This is a genomic window from Janthinobacterium sp. SUN128, assembly GCF_030587275.1.
GTDB classification, from domain to species: domain Bacteria; phylum Pseudomonadota; class Gammaproteobacteria; order Burkholderiales; family Burkholderiaceae_D; genus Janthinobacterium; species Janthinobacterium lividum.
This window is the reverse complement of record NZ_JAPWHY010000001.1, coordinates 2,669,227-2,685,745: the sequence shown is the minus strand read 5'-3', so window position 1 is coordinate 2,685,745 and position 16,519 is coordinate 2,669,227. Positions and strand designations below refer to the sequence as shown.

18 protein-coding genes and 1 tRNA gene are annotated in these 16,519 nt (G+C 64.8%); 7 read left to right on the top strand and 12 right to left on the bottom strand.

Annotated features, from left to right (window positions below; genetic code table 11):
* Nucleotides 1-104 precede the first annotated feature (104 nt).
* The 5 genes from fdhE (at nucleotide 105) to O3297_RS12070 (ending at nucleotide 5,504) form a co-directional block, all read left to right on the top strand.
* Nucleotides 105-1,160 carry a formate dehydrogenase accessory protein FdhE gene (gene fdhE, locus O3297_RS12090; RefSeq protein ID WP_305048813.1) on the top strand — a complete coding sequence of 352 codons (1,056 nt, stop codon included), beginning with the start codon at nucleotides 105-107 and terminating at the stop codon, nucleotides 1,158-1,160.
* Nucleotides 1,157-2,566: an L-seryl-tRNA(Sec) selenium transferase gene (gene selA / locus O3297_RS12085; protein ID WP_305048812.1), complete on the top strand. Its 1,410-nt coding sequence runs from the start codon at nucleotides 1,157-1,159 to the stop codon at nucleotides 2,564-2,566. The genes fdhE and selA overlap by 4 nt, the downstream gene beginning before the upstream one ends.
* Entirely contained in the window at nucleotides 2,563-4,518 is a 1,956-nt protein-coding gene (selB, locus tag O3297_RS12080; RefSeq protein WP_305048811.1) for a selenocysteine-specific translation elongation factor, read from the top strand. Before selA ends, selB begins: the two co-directional genes overlap by 4 nt.
* A 19-nt stretch (nucleotides 4,519-4,537) precedes the next feature.
* Nucleotides 4,538-4,633, top strand: a tRNA-Sec gene (locus tag O3297_RS12075).
* Nucleotides 4,634-4,790: 157 nt separating this feature from the next.
* On the top strand, nucleotides 4,791-5,504 hold the full coding sequence (locus O3297_RS12070) for an ABC transporter substrate-binding protein (RefSeq protein WP_305048810.1): 714 nt from the start codon (nucleotides 4,791-4,793) through the stop codon (nucleotides 5,502-5,504).
* Between the two features lie 8 nt (nucleotides 5,505-5,512).
* Here O3297_RS12070 and O3297_RS12065 read toward each other — a convergent pair whose 3' ends face one another.
* From O3297_RS12065 to fur, 7 genes are all read right to left on the bottom strand, one after another.
* Nucleotides 5,513-6,253 carry a GGDEF domain-containing protein gene (locus O3297_RS12065; protein ID WP_092605946.1) on the bottom strand — a complete coding sequence of 247 codons (741 nt, stop codon included), beginning with the start codon at nucleotides 6,251-6,253 and terminating at the stop codon, nucleotides 5,513-5,515.
* Nucleotides 6,254-6,256: 3 nt separating this feature from the next.
* Nucleotides 6,257-6,655, bottom strand: coding sequence for a DUF1987 domain-containing protein (locus O3297_RS12060; RefSeq protein ID WP_305048809.1), 399 nt, complete (start codon nucleotides 6,653-6,655; stop codon nucleotides 6,257-6,259).
* A 22-nt stretch (nucleotides 6,656-6,677) separates the two neighbouring features.
* A complete protein-coding gene (locus tag O3297_RS12055) occupies nucleotides 6,678-7,235 on the bottom strand; it encodes a SiaB family protein kinase (RefSeq protein ID WP_034756676.1) in 558 nt (185 codons plus the stop codon).
* Nucleotides 7,236-7,300: 65 nt separating this feature from the next.
* Complete coding sequence (locus tag O3297_RS12050) at nucleotides 7,301-8,518, bottom strand: SpoIIE family protein phosphatase (RefSeq protein ID WP_305048808.1); 1,218 nt, start codon at nucleotides 8,516-8,518, stop codon at nucleotides 7,301-7,303.
* Between the two features lie 172 nt (nucleotides 8,519-8,690).
* Nucleotides 8,691-9,281: an NAD(P)H-dependent oxidoreductase gene (locus O3297_RS12045; protein WP_305048807.1), complete on the bottom strand. Its 591-nt coding sequence runs from the start codon at nucleotides 9,279-9,281 to the stop codon at nucleotides 8,691-8,693.
* Nucleotides 9,282-9,340: 59 nt separating this feature from the next.
* Nucleotides 9,341-9,706: a MerR family transcriptional regulator gene (locus tag O3297_RS12040; RefSeq protein WP_092605938.1), complete on the bottom strand. Its 366-nt coding sequence runs from the start codon at nucleotides 9,704-9,706 to the stop codon at nucleotides 9,341-9,343.
* A gap of 79 nt (nucleotides 9,707-9,785) precedes the next feature.
* Nucleotides 9,786-10,226, bottom strand: coding sequence for a ferric iron uptake transcriptional regulator (gene fur, locus O3297_RS12035; RefSeq protein WP_034756687.1), 441 nt, complete (start codon nucleotides 10,224-10,226; stop codon nucleotides 9,786-9,788).
* Nucleotides 10,227-10,463: 237 nt separating this feature from the next.
* On the opposite strand from fur, the gene O3297_RS12030 reads away from it, so the two are divergent.
* Together O3297_RS12030 and O3297_RS12025 are read left to right on the top strand one after the other, a co-directional pair.
* The gene (locus tag O3297_RS12030; RefSeq protein WP_305048806.1) at nucleotides 10,464-11,360 is read left to right on the top strand and encodes a LysR family transcriptional regulator; all 897 of its coding nucleotides are present in this window, start codon (nucleotides 10,464-10,466) and stop codon (nucleotides 11,358-11,360) included.
* 157 nt (nucleotides 11,361-11,517) lie between these two features.
* Nucleotides 11,518-12,135, top strand: coding sequence for an OmpW family protein (locus O3297_RS12025; RefSeq protein WP_034779183.1), 618 nt, complete (start codon nucleotides 11,518-11,520; stop codon nucleotides 12,133-12,135).
* A gap of 88 nt (nucleotides 12,136-12,223) precedes the next feature.
* On the opposite strand, the gene O3297_RS12020 is transcribed toward O3297_RS12025, so the two are convergent.
* From O3297_RS12020 to O3297_RS11995, 5 genes are all read right to left on the bottom strand, one after another.
* The gene (locus O3297_RS12020) at nucleotides 12,224-13,051 is read right to left on the bottom strand and encodes a MetQ/NlpA family ABC transporter substrate-binding protein (RefSeq protein ID WP_034779181.1); all 828 of its coding nucleotides are present in this window, start codon (nucleotides 13,049-13,051) and stop codon (nucleotides 12,224-12,226) included.
* A 32-nt stretch (nucleotides 13,052-13,083) separates the two neighbouring features.
* A complete protein-coding gene (locus O3297_RS12015) occupies nucleotides 13,084-13,758 on the bottom strand; it encodes a methionine ABC transporter permease (RefSeq protein WP_046683994.1) in 675 nt (224 codons plus the stop codon).
* Nucleotides 13,751-14,560, bottom strand: coding sequence for a methionine ABC transporter ATP-binding protein (locus tag O3297_RS12010; RefSeq protein WP_070222288.1), 810 nt, complete (start codon nucleotides 14,558-14,560; stop codon nucleotides 13,751-13,753). Before O3297_RS12010 ends, O3297_RS12015 begins: the two co-directional genes overlap by 8 nt.
* Before the next feature lie 185 nt (nucleotides 14,561-14,745).
* Complete coding sequence (locus tag O3297_RS28770; protein WP_370385403.1) at nucleotides 14,746-15,897, bottom strand: TonB family protein; 1,152 nt, start codon at nucleotides 15,895-15,897, stop codon at nucleotides 14,746-14,748.
* A complete protein-coding gene (locus O3297_RS11995; RefSeq protein WP_099394166.1) occupies nucleotides 15,897-16,517 on the bottom strand; it encodes a biliverdin-producing heme oxygenase in 621 nt (206 codons plus the stop codon). Before O3297_RS11995 ends, O3297_RS28770 begins: the two co-directional genes overlap by 1 nt.
* Nucleotides 16,518-16,519: the final 2 nt, after the last annotated feature.

Here is a 16,519-nt window from a genome sequence, read left to right as displayed (position 1 = left end):
TGATATTGATGACACCGGCATTACCCGGGGTCAGTCCCAGGACTGACCCCTTTCTTTTTATCGATTAGAATACTTTACAGCCCCTTTTTTGATGGGAAACTCCATTGGTACAACGCATTCTTCAGCCAGGCGAAATCGAAGGCCTGGACCACAACGCGATTCCGCGCCTGCTGCTGCCGCAGCCTGACAGCCTGTTCAAGGCGCGCGCCTTGCGCTTGCGCGAACTGGCGCAAGGAAAAATCAAGGGCATTCCCGTCGATGCGGGCATGCAGGGCTACCTGGTGCTGATGGCCGCGCTGGCCGATGCGCAGGCCGCCGTGGTGGGAAAACTGGCGCCCGGCGCCGTGCCTGCCGCCGACCCGGACGCGCTGCGCCGCGCCATCCAGCACCGCATGCCCGTGCTGCCCGTCAGCGGCGCCCGTCCGCCCGTCTGGCGCGACATCTTTGCCAGCCTGCTCGATGAACTGGCCGCCACGGCGACAAGCCAGCTGGCATTGTCCGGCGGCCTGACGCAGGTGCTGGCCCAGCTGCGCGCGCTCGATGCGCCAGCGCTGGACGCCTGCGCCGATGCCGTGCTCGATGAAAACGGCGACAACCTCAATCCCATGCATGCGCCGTTCGTCGCGGCCGCCCTGCAAATTTTATGGTCGGTGTCGGCCAGCGAATTGCGCGCCGCGCGCGTGCCGGACCTGGAAACGGGCGCCCTGTGCCCCGTCTGCGGTTCGCACCCCGTCGCCAGCGTGATCCGCATCGGCGGCGGGTCGCAGGGCTACCGCTATCTGCACTGCGGCATCTGCGAAAGCGAATGGCATATGGTGCGCGTGAAGTGCTCGACCTGCGAACAGAATGGCAAGATCGCCTACCAGGGCCTGGACGCTGCCGACGCCGCGCCGTTCGACCCCGTGACGGCGAAGGACGACAAATTGCCCAACAAGGCGAACGATCCGAAGAAGGTGGCGCGCGCGGAAACCTGCGACGACTGCCACACCTACCGCAAGGTCTTCAACCAGGAACACGATTACAACGTCGAACCGCTGGCCGACGACCTGGCCAGCCTGATGCTCGACCTGCTGGTGGGCGAAGCGGGCTACCAGCGCGCCAGCGGCAATCCGTTGCTGTGGCTGGGAAAGAGCGACAGCGGCGAGGGCCAGCAGTCATGACGACGGGGCAAACCGTGCGCCTGCCATCGGTAGACCGCATCCTGGGCGACACGGCTTGCCTGGCCCTGATTGCGCACCATGGCCGCGTGCAAACGCTGGCCTGTGCGCGCGCCGTGCTGGCCGAATTGCGTACGGCCATGCTGGCGGGCGCCGTGTGCGAAGAGGGCGCGTCGATTGCCGCCATCGCCGCGCACATGGAGGAACGGCTGCAATCGCAGTCGCGCTCGCAACTGCGCGCCGTCTTCAACCTGACGGGCACCGTGCTGCACACGAACCTGGGCCGCGCGCTGCTGCCCGACGCCGCCGTGCAAGCCGTGGTGGAAGCGCTGCAGTGGCCGATGAACCTGGAATTTGACCTGGAAACGGGCAAGCGCGGCGACCGCGACGACCTCGTCGAGGAATTGCTGCGCGAACTGACGGGGGCCGAAGCGGCCACCGTCGTCAACAACAATGCGGCCGCCGTGCTGCTGATGCTGAACACCCTGGCGCAGAACAGGGAAGTCATCGTCTCGCGCGGCGAACTCGTGGAAATCGGCGGCGCCTTCCGCATCCCCGACGTCATGACGCGCGCCGGCGCCGTGCTGCGCGAAGTGGGCAGCACCAACCGCACGCACCTGGCCGACTATGCGAATGGCGTGAATGACGACACGGCCCTGTTGATGAAGGTCCATTGCAGCAATTACGCGATCACCGGTTTTACCAAGAGCGTGGAGCTCGACGAACTGGTGCCGCTGGCGGCAAAACACCATGTGCCGACCGCCGTGGACCTGGGCAGCGGGACCCTGGTCGACCTGGCGCAATACGGCCTGCCGCATGAAACGACGGTGCGCGAAACCATAGCAGCGGGGGCCGACCTGGTCACCTTCAGCGGCGACAAGCTGCTCGGTGGCCCCCAATGCGGCGTCATCGTCGGGCGCGCCGACCTGATCGCAAAGATCAAGCGAAACCCCTTGAAACGCGCGCTGCGGGTCGGCAAGCTGACTCTGGCCGCCCTGGCCCCCGTGCTGCAGCTGTACCGCGCGCCGGACTTGCTGGCCGAACGGCTGACCACCTTGCGTCTGCTGACGCGTCCCGCGGCCGCCATGCGCGCGCAGGCGGAAGTCCTGCTGCCGCTGCTGCAAGGCGCGCTGGGCTTGCAGTACGTGGTGACGGCTGAAGCCATGACAAGCCAGATCGGCAGCGGCGCCTTGCCCGTCGACCAGCTGCCCAGCTTTGGCCTGGCCATTCGCAGCGCGCCCGGTTCGCGCCTGAGCAATCCATTGGGCGTGCTGGAGCAGCGTTTGCGCGCTTTGCCGTACCCCGTGATCGGACGCATCGGGCAAGATACGCTAAGGCTCGACTTGCGCTGCCTGGAAGCGGCGCACGAGACGACCTTCATCGCGCAGCTTGCCGGGTTGTCCGCATGATCGTCGGCACCGCAGGCCATATCGACCATGGCAAGACGACGCTGACGCGCGCGCTGACGGGCGTGCACACGGACCGCCTGAAGGAAGAACAGGCGCGCGGCATTTCGATAGAACTCGGTTATGCCTATCTGCCGCTGGCGGACGGCACGGTGCTGGGCGTGATCGACGTGCCCGGCCACGAGAAATTCATCCGCACCATGGCCTCCGGCGTGACGGGCATCGACTTCGCCCTGCTGGTGGTGGCGGCCGACGACGGCATCATGCCGCAGACGCACGAGCACCTGGCCATCTTGCAGCTGCTGGGCGTGACGCAGGGTGCCGTGGCGCTGACCAAGATCGACCGCGCCGATGGCGCCCGCGTGGCGCAGGTGGAAGCGGATATCGAAGTGCTGCTGGCCGGCACGCCGCTGGCCGGCAGCCCGATTTTCCCCACGGCCGCCAATGGCGACAACGATGCCGGCGTGGCCGCTTTGCTGGCGCACCTGACGCAAGCGGCGCGCAGCCTGCCGCAGCGTGATGAACGGCGCTTGTTCCGCCTCGGCGTGGACCGGGTGTTCACCTTGTCGGGGCAGGGCACCATCGTCACCGGCACGGCGCTGGCGGGAAGGGTGCAAGTGGGCGACATGCTGCAACTGGCGCCCGGTGGCGCGCAAGCGCGGGTGCGCAGCATCCATGCGCAGAACCGCGCAGCCGGGACGGGCATGGCGGGCCAGAGATTGGCGCTGAACCTGGCAGGCATCGACCGCGAGCGCATCGAGCGGGGCAACTGGATCGTCGCGCCCGAGCTGGCGCAGTGTGCCGAACGCCTCGACGTGGAACTGACCCTGCTGCCCGACGCCGGAGTACACCTGAAGGCCTGGTCGCCGCTGCACGTGCACCTGGGCGCGGCGCACCAGCTGGCGCGCGCCGTCATGCTCGATGGCGAAACCCTGTCGCCGGGACAGACGGGCAGGGTACAACTGGTATTCGAGTCTCCCATGCACGGCGTGCCGGGCGACCGTTTCGTCGTGCGCAACGCGCAGGCGACGCAAACGGTGGGCGGCGGCATGGTGCTCGATCCGTTCGGTCCCGCGCGCAAGCGGCGCAGCCCGGCCAGGCTGGCCTGGCTCGATGCGCTGGCCGCGTTTGTCGCGCACGGCGACTATGCGGCCCTGCTGGCGCAAGGCCCGCTGGGCTTGCGCGAATCGCTGCTGGTGCGCCTGTCCCTGCTGCCGGCGGACGCCCTGGCGCTGCCGCCCGACACGCGGCGTATCGCCCTGCGCGGTGGCGATGCCCTGCTGGTGGCGCCGCCGGCGTTGCTGGCGCTGGAAGGGCGGGTGCTGGCAGCATTGGAAACCTTCCACGCGCGCGCGCCCGACGAGGCGGGGCCGGAACTGTGGCGTTTGAAACGCATCGTCGACGCGGAGATGGAAGACGCCTTGTGGAGCCACCTGGTCGAAGGCTTGCTGGCGCGCGGCGAGGTGCTGGCGCGCGGCGCCAGCCTGCACTTGCCGACGCACAGCGTGGAACTGACGCCGCAGGAGCAGGCGGTGGCCGAGCCCTTGCTGGCCGCCCTGGAGCAGGGGCGATCCGATCCCCCGTGGACGCGCGACCTGGCGCGCGGCTTCGGCCTGGCCGAGGATGAAACGCGCCGGCTGTTGCGCAAACTTGCCAAGGCAGGGCAGATCAGCCAGGTCGTGCACGACCTGTTTTATCACCAGGCGGCGCTGGCCGAGCTGGCGCAGCTGGTGCGGGAACTGGCGCACAAGGCGGAAGGGGATGCAGGCTTGCCGGCCGGTAATGGCGCCGTGGGCGCGGCCACCTTCCGCGACGCCAGCGGCCTGGGCCGCAAGCGGGCGATCCAGGTTTTGGAATTTTTTGACCGCGTCGGTTATACTCGCCGTGTTGGCAATGGGCATCTATTACGCCCGCAAGCGTTGTGGTCCTACACCGCAGCCTTGCCCAAGAGCTAAGTACTAGTTCAGGTACCGCGGAAAGCACACTCATCCGGTGATGTGGCCGGGCTTCAAACCCGGTGGAGGGCGTCAGACGTTCTCCCGTAGGTTCGACTCCTACTGTTTTCCGCCAATCATTTCTCTCTCCTCCTCCCTTGCATCATCCTCCGCTGGCGTTGGCCTGTTGCCACGTTGTGGAAAGTATGTCCCGAAATTGACAATATCCGGCAATGCCAGGGTGAGCCGATGGTAACATCGGCTTGTATCCCCTGTGGCAGATGAAAGCAAGCATGAAACAAGCAAGCATGGCACGGCTGCTGGCAGTGGCGCTGCTGATGCCGGCGCTGGCCGCGGCGGCGGACGTGCGCATCGTCGGCGAGCATTTGCCGCCGTCGAGCATGATGGAAGGCAATGTCGTCGTGGGACGTGAAACGCTCAAGGTGCGCGACATCATGGCGCGCGCCGGCCTTTCCTACAGCATCGAGCTGCTGCCGTGGAAGCGCGCGTATGCGCAGGCGCTGCGCGAGCGTGATACCTGCATCTTTTCCACCAGCCGCACGCAGGAGCGCGAAGCGCAATTTCGCTGGATCGGTCCCCTCAACGAAGCCGAATGGATACTCTACGGCCTGGCCGAACGGCACCTGGCGTTGCGCACGCTGGCCGATGCGCGCGGCCTGGTAATCGGCACGGTGCTCGGCGACGCGCGCGACGATTACCTGCGCCAGCACGGCTTGAGAGTTGCGCCCGTGACGCAGGAGTGGCTCAATCCGCAAAAGCTGCTGCTCGGACGCATCGACTTGTGGGCCGTCGGCATGGCGGTGGGCAGCAAGCCGTTTGCCGGCAAGGAGTGGGAGGGCAAGGTGGTGCCGCTGCTGACCTTCAACCGGGTGCAGACTTACCTCGCCTGCAACAAGCAATTGCCCGAGACGCAGGCATTGGCCATGCAGCGGGCGGCGGCGGCCATGCGCCGCGACGGCAGCATGGCGCGCGAACATATCCGCTAAGGGCCGCTTCAGCTTTCCAGCCACTGGCGCACGCAATTGCGTCCTTCGCGCTTGGCCTGGTACAGGGCCTGGTCCGCGTGGCTGTAGGCCGTTTCAAATGCCGTGCCGGCGCGGTTCCAGCTCAGGCCCACGCTGATGGTGATGGCGCGCGTGATGGGCGCGGCATGGCGCTGGCGGCCGACAGTCTCGCAGATGCGCTGCGCCACTTGCGCCGCGTCGTCGCGCGAGGAGGTGGGCCAGACCACGGAAAACTCTTCGCCGCCGACCCGGCCGATGGCCGTCTCCTGTCCCAGCAATCCTTTCAGGCAGTCGACCACGGCCTGGATTACGCCATCGCCGGCAGGGTGGCCGAAATCGTCGTTGACCTGCTTGAACAGGTCGATGTCGAGCACGATCAGCGCCATGTCGCCCTGCGCCAGGCAGCGCGAGGCGTGGTCGATCACGGCGCCGCGATTCAGGGCGCCCGTCAGCGGGTCGTGCGTGGCGCGGTATTCGAGCTGGCCGGCCAGGGTTTGCAATTGCCGGTTCAGCAGATGCATGTCGCGCTCGGCGCGGTCGCTGCGGCCGATCAGGCGCCGCGTCTCGCGCATCAGCCGCTCGTAGTGATTGATCAGTTCACCGAGCACGCGCCGCTGTTCCGCGCTCGACGCGCTGGCGTCGGCGTGCATGCGGCGCGCGGCAGCCAGCGCCGCCGCTTCCACGGTGAACAGGTCGGGCTCCAGTCCGGACTCGGAGATGGCGGCGCGCATGTCCTAGTTGCCCTGCACGGGATGGTCGCGGAAGTCCAGCGCAGTGAAGTCCTGCTGCAGCTCCTGGCCGAATTCCAGGATGGTGTCGTCGTCCTCGTCGTGATACCAGTTCAGGCGCACCTGGTTGCCGTCCACGGCCGCCTGGTTCAGGGTGTCGAACAGGGTAAACAGCATCTTCGTGCTGGAGCTGTTGAAGTAGGCCAGCGAGACGTTGACGGTGATGGCTGCTTCGCGGCAGCCTTCCAGGTAGGCGCGCACGGCGGCGATCAGCGGGCCATAGAAGGCGGCCGCGTTTTCCGGATACGACTCGCCCTTGATCGACAGGGTGTGCTGCTCGAAACGAAAGTCGATTTCGGGCGAACTCGGGGTCGCGGCGATGAACAGTGGTGACGGTAATTGCATATGCTTTCCTGAGTCGGCTCTTTCAAATGATGGCTTTGATGCAGAAGATGGTGTGGCCCGGTTCCTGGGGATCCTGGACGAATTCGAATTCCAGCGGCTCGCTGGCGTCGCGCGCCATGGTGAGGAAACCCAGGCCGGCGCCCTTGCTGTCGGCGGGCGCTTCCTCGCGCAGGGCCTTTTTATACGCCAGGCGGATTTCCTCCATCGTCATCGTGTGCAGCGGTTCCAGCCGGGCGCGGATCTGCGCCACGTTGTCCGTCGAGACGGGGTTGGCGCACAGCAGGAAAAAGCTGTCGCCGCGCGTGCCGATGCAGAACGAGCCGCGCCGCATCTGCTGGTCCAGCTGCGCATCGGGCGTCAGGCTGTCGGCGGAATAATGCATGATGTTTTGCGACATCTCGATGAACGAGGAAAAGATGCGCCGCCGCGTGGGCCCGGCCGCACCGGCCGTATCGAGGCGCGCCTTGATGGTTTCGGAAATGGCATTCACCACGTGCTGCGAGAAATAGCCCACGTAAAAAAAGATGATGTTGCGCTTGCGGGCCACATCCCAAAACTCGTTGAATTCTTCGTACAGCACGTCCGTGCTCCTGGCTAGCCGGTGACCCGGTTTCTTGTTGATAAGGTGGCTCGATGGCGCCAAAACTACAGGCGGAAACAGAAAAAGGTCAGGTCGTCGCGGCGCGGCTGCTTGCCTTGCCATGCGGCGCTGTCCTGCAGCAGCGCCGCCGCCACGTCGCTGGCGGAAGCGTCGCGCCGCGCCAGCAATTGCTCGCGCATGCGCCGCTTGCCGTAGGCGATGTCGCGCGCACCGCCGATCTGGTCGAGCAAGCCGTCGGTGGTGAGGAACAGCAGGCTGCCGGCGGGAATGGCCAGCGTCTCGTTGTGCCAGCAGTAGCCGGCTGGCGTGTCGACATAGCCCACGCCCATGCGCGCGCCGTCGATGGCGCGCACGCTCTCTTCGCCCGGCGCGACCACATGCAGCGCCAGTTTCGCGCCCGCAAAACGCAGGCTGGCGCTGGCCGTGTCGTAGCACAGGAAGGCGCAATCCATGCCGTCGTTCGAGCCGGCGTGGCTGGTGGCTTCACCGCTGCCGGCGCCATCCTGGCCCAGCAGGGTCTTGATGGCGCGGCTGACGGCGCCGATCAGGGCGGCCGGATCGTGCGGCCCCAGCTCGCGCAAGGCCTGGCTCAAGGCCGACGAGGCGATCAGGGTCATGAAGGCGCCCGGCACGCCGTGGCCGGTGCAGTCGGCGATGGCGGCGAACCAGCCGCCCGCGTGGCGCTCGAAAAAGTAAAAATCGCCGCCGACGACGTCGCGCGGCTGCCATTCCAGGTGCGCGTCGGGCAGGGTGGCGCGCAATTCCGCATCGGAGGTGCGCAGCAGGGCGCGCTGGATCACGCTGGCGTAATCGATGCTGTGCATGATTTGCCGGTTTTTTTCCGCCTGCATGGTGGCCACCACGTTCATCAGCTGCAAGCCGAAGCCCACGCCGGCCAGCGCGCCATCGGAAGTGATGATGAAGCCGTCGGCCAGCGCCTTTTCGCCCGCTTCCACGGCGCGGAAGGTGAGGTCTTCGATGCTCATGGCGCCATCGACGATCAGCGGTTCCTTGTCCATGAAGGCGATGCAGCTCTTCTTGCCGTACACCTCGTGATAAAAGGGCTTGGACATCTGCGACATGAAGATGTTGCGGCTGATCAGGCCGATGGGCTTCTGCTGCTCGGTGACGGGCAGGCTCATCATGTCGCGCCGTTCCGTGAACAATTCCAGCACGGCGAAGTTGCTGGCGTCGGCCTGCACGGATTCCGTGGGGATGCACAGGTCGGACGCCACGGACGTGCGATAACGGGGAAGATGCAATCGAGAAGCGTTGAACTCCACAGCGGCTACCTTTACATGACGATCGGACCCTTGTTGTCGCGACGGCAAGGCGACTGACAAACAGGCAATATCATCATGGTAGCCTTGGAATATGACGGCTTGATTACCAGCTTGTCAAAACCGTATGCAAGATGGCTGCATGGCAAGCAACTTACAGGCGCCGGGCCAGCACCTGTGCCTGCGCCAGCCAGCGCGCGCGCTGCGGCTCGGTGGAGTGCAGGATGGGGCCGAAGCTGGCCACCCTGACGGGCTGGATGCCGCAAAATTCCAGCGTCGTCTTGCGCAGCTGGTGGATGCCGGGCATGCGGTAGACCCAGCGGAAATACCAGGGCGGCGTATCCATCGTCACCAGCAGCTGGGCCGTGCGGCCTTTCAGCAGTTGCGCCGGGAAGGCCTTGCCGGGGCGATATTTGAAAGCGTAGCCGGGCAGGAAGACGCGGTCGACAAAGCCCTTCAGCAGGGCCGGTGCGCCGCCCCACCAGATCGGGTAGGCGAACACCAGGTGTTCGGCCCAGCTGATGGCTTCCTGCGCCGCCAGCAAGTCCGCTTCCAGCGGCTGCACCTGGCGGTAGCCTTCGTGCAGGATGGGATCGAAGTCCAGCTGGCCCAGGCGCAGTTCGCGCACAGTGTGGCCTTCGCTGCGGGCCGTGGTGGCATAGGCCTCGGCCAGGGCGGCGCAAAAGCTGTCGCCCGACGGGTGGCCGAGGAGTATCAAAATGCGCTTGGGTGTCGTCTTGGTCATGATGCAGGCTGTCCGTTAAAGAAGAGCTTGCATGCTAAAGCCTGCCCCTGGGGGCAGAGTCAAGCGGCCTCTTGCAGACGCTGCTGTGCCAGGCAGTCGCGGATTTCCGTGTCGATGTCGGCCAATTGCGCATCGAGCTGGCGCAGGCGGGCGATATCCTGCCGCACCTGTGCGCGCTTGGCGGCGATGTGCTGCGACAGGACGGCCCAGTCGGTATCGTCGCCGGCCAGGATGGGCAGCAGTTCGGCCAGGCGGAAGCCCAGAGCCTGCGCCTGGCGTATCAGCCTCACTTGCGCCAGGTCTTGCTGCGTGTAGACGCGGTAGGCGCCCGAGCGGCGCACGTCGCCCAGCAAGCCCAGCGCTTCATAGTGGCGCAAGGCCTTGGGCGAGGTGCCCGCCAGGCGGGCGATTTCTCCGATGTACATGCTGGTCCTTTGTTGAGCTGAGCTGCGGCGCACGCAGTGTAGCGCAGGTGGCTTGCCAGGCGCTACGCTGCGCGCTGCCTCAGGACGCTTTGCGCGGCGGGACTTTCTTCGCCGTGCACTCGGCGCAGGTGCCGTACAGCGACAGAGCGTGCTCGTGCAGCACGAAGCCCCGCTCGGCGGCGATCTCGTTCTGGCGCAGTTCAATGCCTTCGTCGACGAATTCATCGACCTTGCCGCAGCCTGTGCAGACCAGGTGGTCGTGGTGCTGGCCTTCGTTCAGTTCGAACACGGCGTGGCCGGATTCGAAGTGCCGGCGAAACAAAATGCCCGCTTCGGCAAACTGCATCAGCACGCGGTAGATGGTGGCCAGGCCCACGTCAATTTTTTCGGCCAGCAAGAGTTTGTAGACATCGTCCGCACTCAGGTGCTTGATCGTGCCTTCTTGAAACAGCTGCAGAATCCGCAAGCGGGGGATGGTTACTTTCAAGCCCGATTCACGCAGTTCCCTCAATATATCCATGTCTCCCATTCCTTTTTGTAGTCGCTTGAGCGAGGTAGTGCATTATATCGCAAATGATAATCATTACTATTCTCATTTGTATTGTGCGGAGTGGAAATATTATGCTGGCTAGCCGGCCGGCAGACCAGTGACATCGGCGCAAGCGTCGATTGCGTTGCACGCATCTTGCGTTGCAATTGCAAAACCAACGGTGATATCGCTACACTGTGCAGCAAGGAATAACAATGGGGCAGGAAGATGGACCGATTTGATGCGATGCGCATTTTTACCCGCATCGTCGAACTGCGCAGTTTCACGCAGGCGGCGCATGACCTCGGCTACCCGAAGGCGACCGTCACGCATGCGATCAAGCAGCTTGAAGCGCGGCTGCGCGTGCGCCTGCTGCAGCGGACCACGCGGCAAGTGACGCCCACGCCCGATGGCGAGGCATATTACCAGCGCTGCGCGCGCCTGCTGGCGGACCTGGAAGAAACGGAAGCCGTGTTCAGTTCGGCGGCCCAGCAGCCGGCCGGCAAGCTGCGCATCGACCTGCACGCGACCCTGGCCATGCATTTCGTCATGCCCGTGCTGGACCAGTTCTGCACCCGCTATCCGCTGATCGAACTGGAAATCGGCATGGGCGACCGCCTCGTCGACCTGGTGCGCGAAGGCGTCGATTGCGTGCTGCGCGTGGGCGAGCTGGGCGATTCGTCCATGGTGGCGCGCCGCGTGGCGCTGCTGGAGCAGGTGACGTGCGCCAGCCCCGCCTACCTGGCCGCGCACGGCACGCCGGAGAGTCTGGCGCAACTGGATGGCCACCGCGCCGTCAATTTCTTTTCCACCCAGACGGGCAAGGTCTGGCCCTTCGATTTCAAGGCGGATGGGCAGCGGCACAGCGTGGCCTTGCCGGGCACCGTGTCCGTCAACAGTGCGGACGCATACCACGCCTGTTGCCGCGCGGGCATGGGCTTGATCCAGGCGCCCCGCTACCATCTGGAGCGGGCGCTGGCGGACGGCGACCTGGTGGAAGTGCTGCGGGACTTGCGGCCCGACCCGTTGCCCGTGTCCGTGCTGTATCCCCACCACCGGCAATTGTCGCCCCGTGTGCGCGTGTTTGCCGACTGGGTCGCCAGCCTGTTTGGCGGCGTGCATTGATACGTAGGCGTGCGCTGCGCTGCCGCATTTTCTTGACTTGGGCAAAGGAAAAAATCCCTCTGATGATGCCATCTAGCACTATTTGATGTGGATCAAAGTTTTTGTTGCACTGCACTCTTAGACTTCGCAGCGTTACTTAACGACAGAGGGAAATAAAATGAAAAAGTCCGCAACTGCAGCAGCAATCGTCCTGGCCGCCATCGGCGCATTCGCCGGCAACGCAATGGCACAGGAAAGCCCATGGCTGGTCCGTGCGCGCGCCGTGCATATCGATCCGGCCAACAAATCTGCTCCCGTTGGTGGCGTCGGCGCATCCGACCTGATTCACGTCAGCAGCAAGACGATTCCTGAAATCGATATTTCCTACTTCTTCACGCCAAATATCGCTGCCGAGCTGATCCTGACGTATCCGCAAAAGCATGACGTCACCTTGTCCGGCACGAAGATCGGCAGCTTCAAGCATTTGCCGCCGACCCTGTCGCTGCAATACCACTTCATGCCTGAAAAACAGTTCAGCCCATACGTGGGTGCGGGCGTGAACTACACGAATATCTCGGACGTGAAATTGCTGAACGGGGCCGGCCGCCTGGAACATGACAGCTGGGGCTTTTCGCTGCAAGCCGGTGTCGATTACAAACTGGACAAAAACTGGTCCTTGAACTTCGACATCAAGAAAGTGCAGATCCGCAGCGACGTATTGGCCGGTGGCGCCAAGATCAGCGAAGTCAAGGTGGATCCACTCCTGATCGGCGTCGGTGTGGGTTACCGTTTCTAAGCATGGCATGACGGCGTCCACGCGGCGCGGGCAATAAAAAAACGGCCAGGTGTGAACCTGGCCGTTTTTTTGCGTGCAGCGCTTTGCTTTATTTTTTCAGCGTCTTTTCCAGCGCCAGCTGGTAGTCCGTCTTTTCGTAGCCGGCCAGGTATTTGTTCGTCGCGTCGAGGAAGGCGCGCGAGCGGTAGGCCGCTTCCAGGTCCTTGACCCATGGCTTGGCCTTGTCGGCCGTGCGGATGGCGACCAGGTTGATGTAGCTGTCCGAGATCTTTTCCACGGCGAGGGCCGACGTCAGCTTCATGCCGGCGGCCAGGGCGAAGTTACCGTTGACAAAAGCGTAGTCGGCGTCGGCCAGCGAACGTGGCAGCTGCGCCGCTTCCAGCGGCACCAGTTTCAGCTTCTTCGGGTTTTCCAGCACGTCGCGCTCGGAAGCGCGCAGCGGATCGACGTTCGGTTTGAGCTTGATCCAGCCCATCTTGGCCAGCATCACCAGCGCGCGCGCCTGGTTGGTCGGATCGTTCGGCATGGTGATGGTGGCGCCGTTCTTCACGTCGGCCAAGGACTTTTGCTTGCCGCCGTACAGGCCGATCGGCATGGTCGGCACGGTGATCAATGAGCTCAGTGGCAGCTTGTTATCGGTGGCGAACTTGGTCAGATAGACGATGTGCTGGAATACGTTGGCGTCCAGCGAACCTTCGGCCAGCGCGTAGTTCGGCTGCACGTAGTCGTTGAATTCCACGATCTTGACCTTGTAGCCCTGTTTTTCCAGGATAGGCTTGATGCCCAGCTTCAGCTGGTCCGAATACGGGCCGGAGCTGGTGCCGATGACGAGTTCTTTCGGGTCCTTGGCGTGGGCGGCGGTGGCGAAGGCCAGGCTGGCGGCGGCCAGGAGCAGGTTGCGGCGAATGTGGTTCATGCTTTTCCTTGTACTGAAATACTGAATATGAATTAACGTTTGTCGAGGCGCTTGGCGATGCGCGTGCCGGCGAACTGGATGGTTTGCACCAGCACGATCAGGATGGCCACGGTGGCGACCATGATGTCCGTCTCGAAGCGGTAGTAGCCGTAGCGGATGGCCAGGTCGCCGATACCGCCGCCGCCCACCACGCCGGCCACGGCCGAATACGACAGGAAGCTGATCGACAGCACGGTCAGGGCCAGCACCAGGCCGGAGCGCGCTTCCACCAGCAGCACGCGGAAGATGATCTGCATTTCTGACGCGCCCATGGCATGCGCCGCTTCGATCACGCCGCGCGGCACTTCGCGCAGGTTCTGTTCCACCAGGCGCGCCAGGTAGGGAATGGCGGCGAACGACAGCGGTACGCTGGCTGCCAGCGGGCCGATCGAGGTGCCGGCGATGATGCGCGTAAACGGCGTCAGGGCGACCAGCAGGATGATGAACGGGAAGCTGCGCACGGTATTCACCAGCCAGCCGAGGATCGTCGACAGCGGACGGTTTTCCAGCGACTGGCCTTCCGAGACGAGGAACAGCAGGATGCCCAGCGGGCCGCCGATCAGGATGGCGGCGGTCAGTCCAATGCCCAGCATGGTCATGGTCTGGCCCAGCGCCACCCAGATTTCCGGCAGCAGGTTGATGACGTTATTGATCGATTCTTCAAACATGTGTTGCATCCTTCCATGCGGTGGCTTCAAACGCCTCGGTGCCGTAATAAGCCAGCTCGCGTCCCAGCGCCGTCTTGCGCGGGGTGGCCGTGTCGCTCAAATCGAATTGTTCGGCGATGGCGCCGTTTTCCACGACAGCCACGCGGTTGCAGATGGCGCCCAGCACCGACAGCTCATGGCTGACGATGACGATGGTCACTCCCAGGCGCGCATTGATGTCGCGCAGGGTGTCGAGCAGGGCGCGCGTGGTTTCCGCATCCAGCGCGGACGTCGGCTCGTCGCACAGCAGCACGTCCGGGTGGCTGGCCAGGGCGCGGGCAATGGCCACGCGCTGTTTCTGCCCGCCGGACAATTGTGCCGGATAGCTGTGCAGCTTGTCGGACAGGCCCACCAGCGCCAGACATTCCTCGACGCGGGCTGCGATCTGCTCGCCCTTGGTCGTGCCATGGATTTTCAGTGGGAAGGCGACGTTGTCGAACACGCTGGCGTTTTGCAGCAGGTTGAATTGCTGGAAAATCATGCCGATATTCTGGCGCGCGTCGCGCAATTCGCTCTTGCCCAGGCGTGTCAATTCGCGCCCGGCCACGGTAATGGTGCCGCTGTCGGGGCGCTCGAGCAGGTTAATCAGGCGCAGCAAGGTCGATTTGCCGGCGCCGCTCTTGCCGATCAGGCCGAAAATATCACCGGGATAGACTTCCAGCGTGACCGATTTGACCGCGTGGAATTGTTCGCCTTTGGGCAGCGCGAAGGTCTTGTTTGCGCCATCGATGCGAATCACCGGCGTACGGTGTGGTGTGGTCATGCAGTGTTTCCTTTTTTATTGGACCGTGACAGGCTTGCTTGCAGGGGCCAAATCGCCCAGCCTGCCACGTCGGTTGCGTAGTATACCTCCGATCGTGTTATTACTCCTACGACAGAATCTTGCTTTGAATATGCAAATAATGTCTATATGGGTGTTTGGCGAGAGTAAAAGCGGTTTTTGCGCGATCAGCCAATGGAAAATTCGACGGGAATCGATAATTCCAGCGGGTCCGGCCGTTCCTTGGGGATGCGCGGCAGTGGCGCGGCCCGTTGCAAAGTATCGAGCGCTGCCTGATCCAGCGCCGCGGAACCGGAGCTGCGCTCGATGGCGGCGGCCAGCACCTGGCCATCGCGGTCGATGCGGCAGCGCAGATACACCACGCCCTGTTCCTGCTTGGCGCGCGACGCCGTCGGGTAGCGGCGGAAGCGCTCCATGCGCGCCAAAACCTTGCCTTCCCAGCTCGATACGCCGCTGCGTAGCTCCTGCGGCGCGGGCGGCAGGGCAGGCGAGGGCGGCGCCGCCGCGATGGACGGCGCCGCCGCCGGTGCCGGTGTCACGGGCGCATGCCGCACCTCGGCAACGGCCGCGATGCTCTCGGCTTGCGGCGGCATGGGTGCGGCATCCGGCTGCGGCAGCACCAATTGTTGGATTGCCGGCGCTGCCTTTTTGGCAATGGCGGCGGATGGCGCGGCGGCGGCGCTGACCCGTTCAGCAAGATTCTGCTCCAAAGGGCGGGGCGGGGCGGCGGCCGGCAGGAACAGCAGCATGGCCGGTTGCGCGGAGTCGGGCACGATGGCCAGCACGGGCGCTGCCGGCGCGCGGTGGTACAGCGCCCATCCCAGCAGGGCGCCATGCATGGCGAAGACGGCGGCTATCGTCAGTGGACGGCGCCAGTCGGTCGGCGGCGTCTTGTCGGCGGCGGCCGTCGGCGCCGGCCCTTCCGGGCGGCGCAGCAGATAGATGAGGACGGCGATTTCCATCGCGCCCACCATGGCGATCACCCACCAGGGTGGATGGCCGAGGCACATGGCGACAAAGCCGATGGCCATGCCCAGGCAGGCCATGGCCTTGCCGCGCCGCGACACGGCGCGATGTTCGCGCCACTGCCGCAGGGGCGCGCCAAAGCGGGGGTGATGCAGCAGCCAGTGCTCCAGGCGCGGCGAGGCGCGGCTGAAGCAGGCCAGCGCCAGGATCAGGAAGATCGTCGTCGGCATGACGGGCAGCAGGGCGCCGATCACGCCCAGCGCCACCATCAGCATGCCGGCGGCCGTCCACGCCCAGCGGCGCAGGCGTGCCGTGTGCGCTTCCGCGCCGGCCTGGATGACTGGCTCTTCCATCAGGCGCAGGCCTCCACGTGGCCGTGCATGCGCAGGAAAGCGGCGCGCGCGCCGTCGATCATGCGCGCTTCACCCGCCTCATCGAGGATGGCCGTATCGAGCACGGAGGTAAATTCGCGCCAGTGCCGCGCGCGTCCGTCAGGGTGGCCGGCCAGGTGGCGCGCGCCGTGATGCTCGTCCAGGCCGATCTTGCCGGCCAGTTTATACAGGATGGCCGCGCCCAGCTTCGAGCCTTCGCTCACATACAGCCAGCCCAGCGCCGTGGCCAGGTCCAGCTGCGCGTCGAACGGCGGCGTGGCCGCATCGGACGGCAGCGCGGTGTCCAGGTCGCGCAGGTCGGCGGCGATGCTGGCGTAGCGGCGGCGCTGTTCCAGGTCCGGCAGCAGGGCCGCCAGCTGCGCGTTGTCGTACAGCGCGTCGACGTCGCGCAGGAACGCGTACTGCGCCTGCAAAAAGCGCGCATAGTTCTCGCGGCTGGAAAACGGTGCGCTGGCCATGATGCGCTGGTCCAGCAATTCGTGGGTGGCCATGGTGTCGGCTTTCAGGCGCTGGCTGCGGGTTGGGGCCGCGTTAATCGGAACGGCGTTCAAGGTGCTGCTGGTGTCGCTTGCTGCATGCATGG

Excerpts from the sequence above, each read along its gene's own strand:
- selA (WP_305048812.1), top strand. The coding sequence starts at position 1,157 with ATGACGACGGGGCAAACCGTGCGCCTGCCATCGGTAGACCGCATCCTG.
- selB (WP_305048811.1), top strand. The coding sequence starts at position 2,563 with ATGATCGTCGGCACCGCAGGCCATATCGACCATGGCAAGACGACGCTG.
- O3297_RS12070 (WP_305048810.1), top strand. The coding sequence starts at position 4,791 with ATGAAACAAGCAAGCATGGCACGGCTGCTGGCAGTGGCGCTGCTGATG.
- O3297_RS12065 (WP_092605946.1), bottom strand. The coding sequence starts at position 6,253 with ATGCGCGCCGCCATCTCCGAGTCCGGACTGGAGCCCGACCTGTTCACC.
- O3297_RS12060 (WP_305048809.1), bottom strand. The coding sequence starts at position 6,655 with ATGCAATTACCGTCACCACTGTTCATCGCCGCGACCCCGAGTTCGCCC.
- O3297_RS12045 (WP_305048807.1), bottom strand. The coding sequence starts at position 9,281 with ATGACCAAGACGACACCCAAGCGCATTTTGATACTCCTCGGCCACCCG.
- O3297_RS12040 (WP_092605938.1), bottom strand. The coding sequence starts at position 9,706 with ATGTACATCGGAGAAATCGCCCGCCTGGCGGGCACCTCGCCCAAGGCC.
- fur (WP_034756687.1), bottom strand. The coding sequence starts at position 10,226 with ATGGATATATTGAGGGAACTGCGTGAATCGGGCTTGAAAGTAACCATC.
- O3297_RS12030 (WP_305048806.1), top strand. The coding sequence starts at position 10,464 with ATGGACCGATTTGATGCGATGCGCATTTTTACCCGCATCGTCGAACTG.
- O3297_RS12025 (WP_034779183.1), top strand. The coding sequence starts at position 11,518 with ATGAAAAAGTCCGCAACTGCAGCAGCAATCGTCCTGGCCGCCATCGGC.
- O3297_RS12020 (WP_034779181.1), bottom strand. The coding sequence starts at position 13,051 with ATGAACCACATTCGCCGCAACCTGCTCCTGGCCGCCGCCAGCCTGGCC.
- O3297_RS12015 (WP_046683994.1), bottom strand. The coding sequence starts at position 13,758 with ATGTTTGAAGAATCGATCAATAACGTCATCAACCTGCTGCCGGAAATC.
- O3297_RS12010 (WP_070222288.1), bottom strand. The coding sequence starts at position 14,560 with ATGACCACACCACACCGTACGCCGGTGATTCGCATCGATGGCGCAAAC.
- O3297_RS28770 (WP_370385403.1), bottom strand. The coding sequence starts at position 15,897 with ATGGAAGAGCCAGTCATCCAGGCCGGCGCGGAAGCGCACACGGCACGC.
- O3297_RS11995 (WP_099394166.1), bottom strand. The coding sequence starts at position 16,517 with ATGCATGCAGCAAGCGACACCAGCAGCACCTTGAACGCCGTTCCGATT.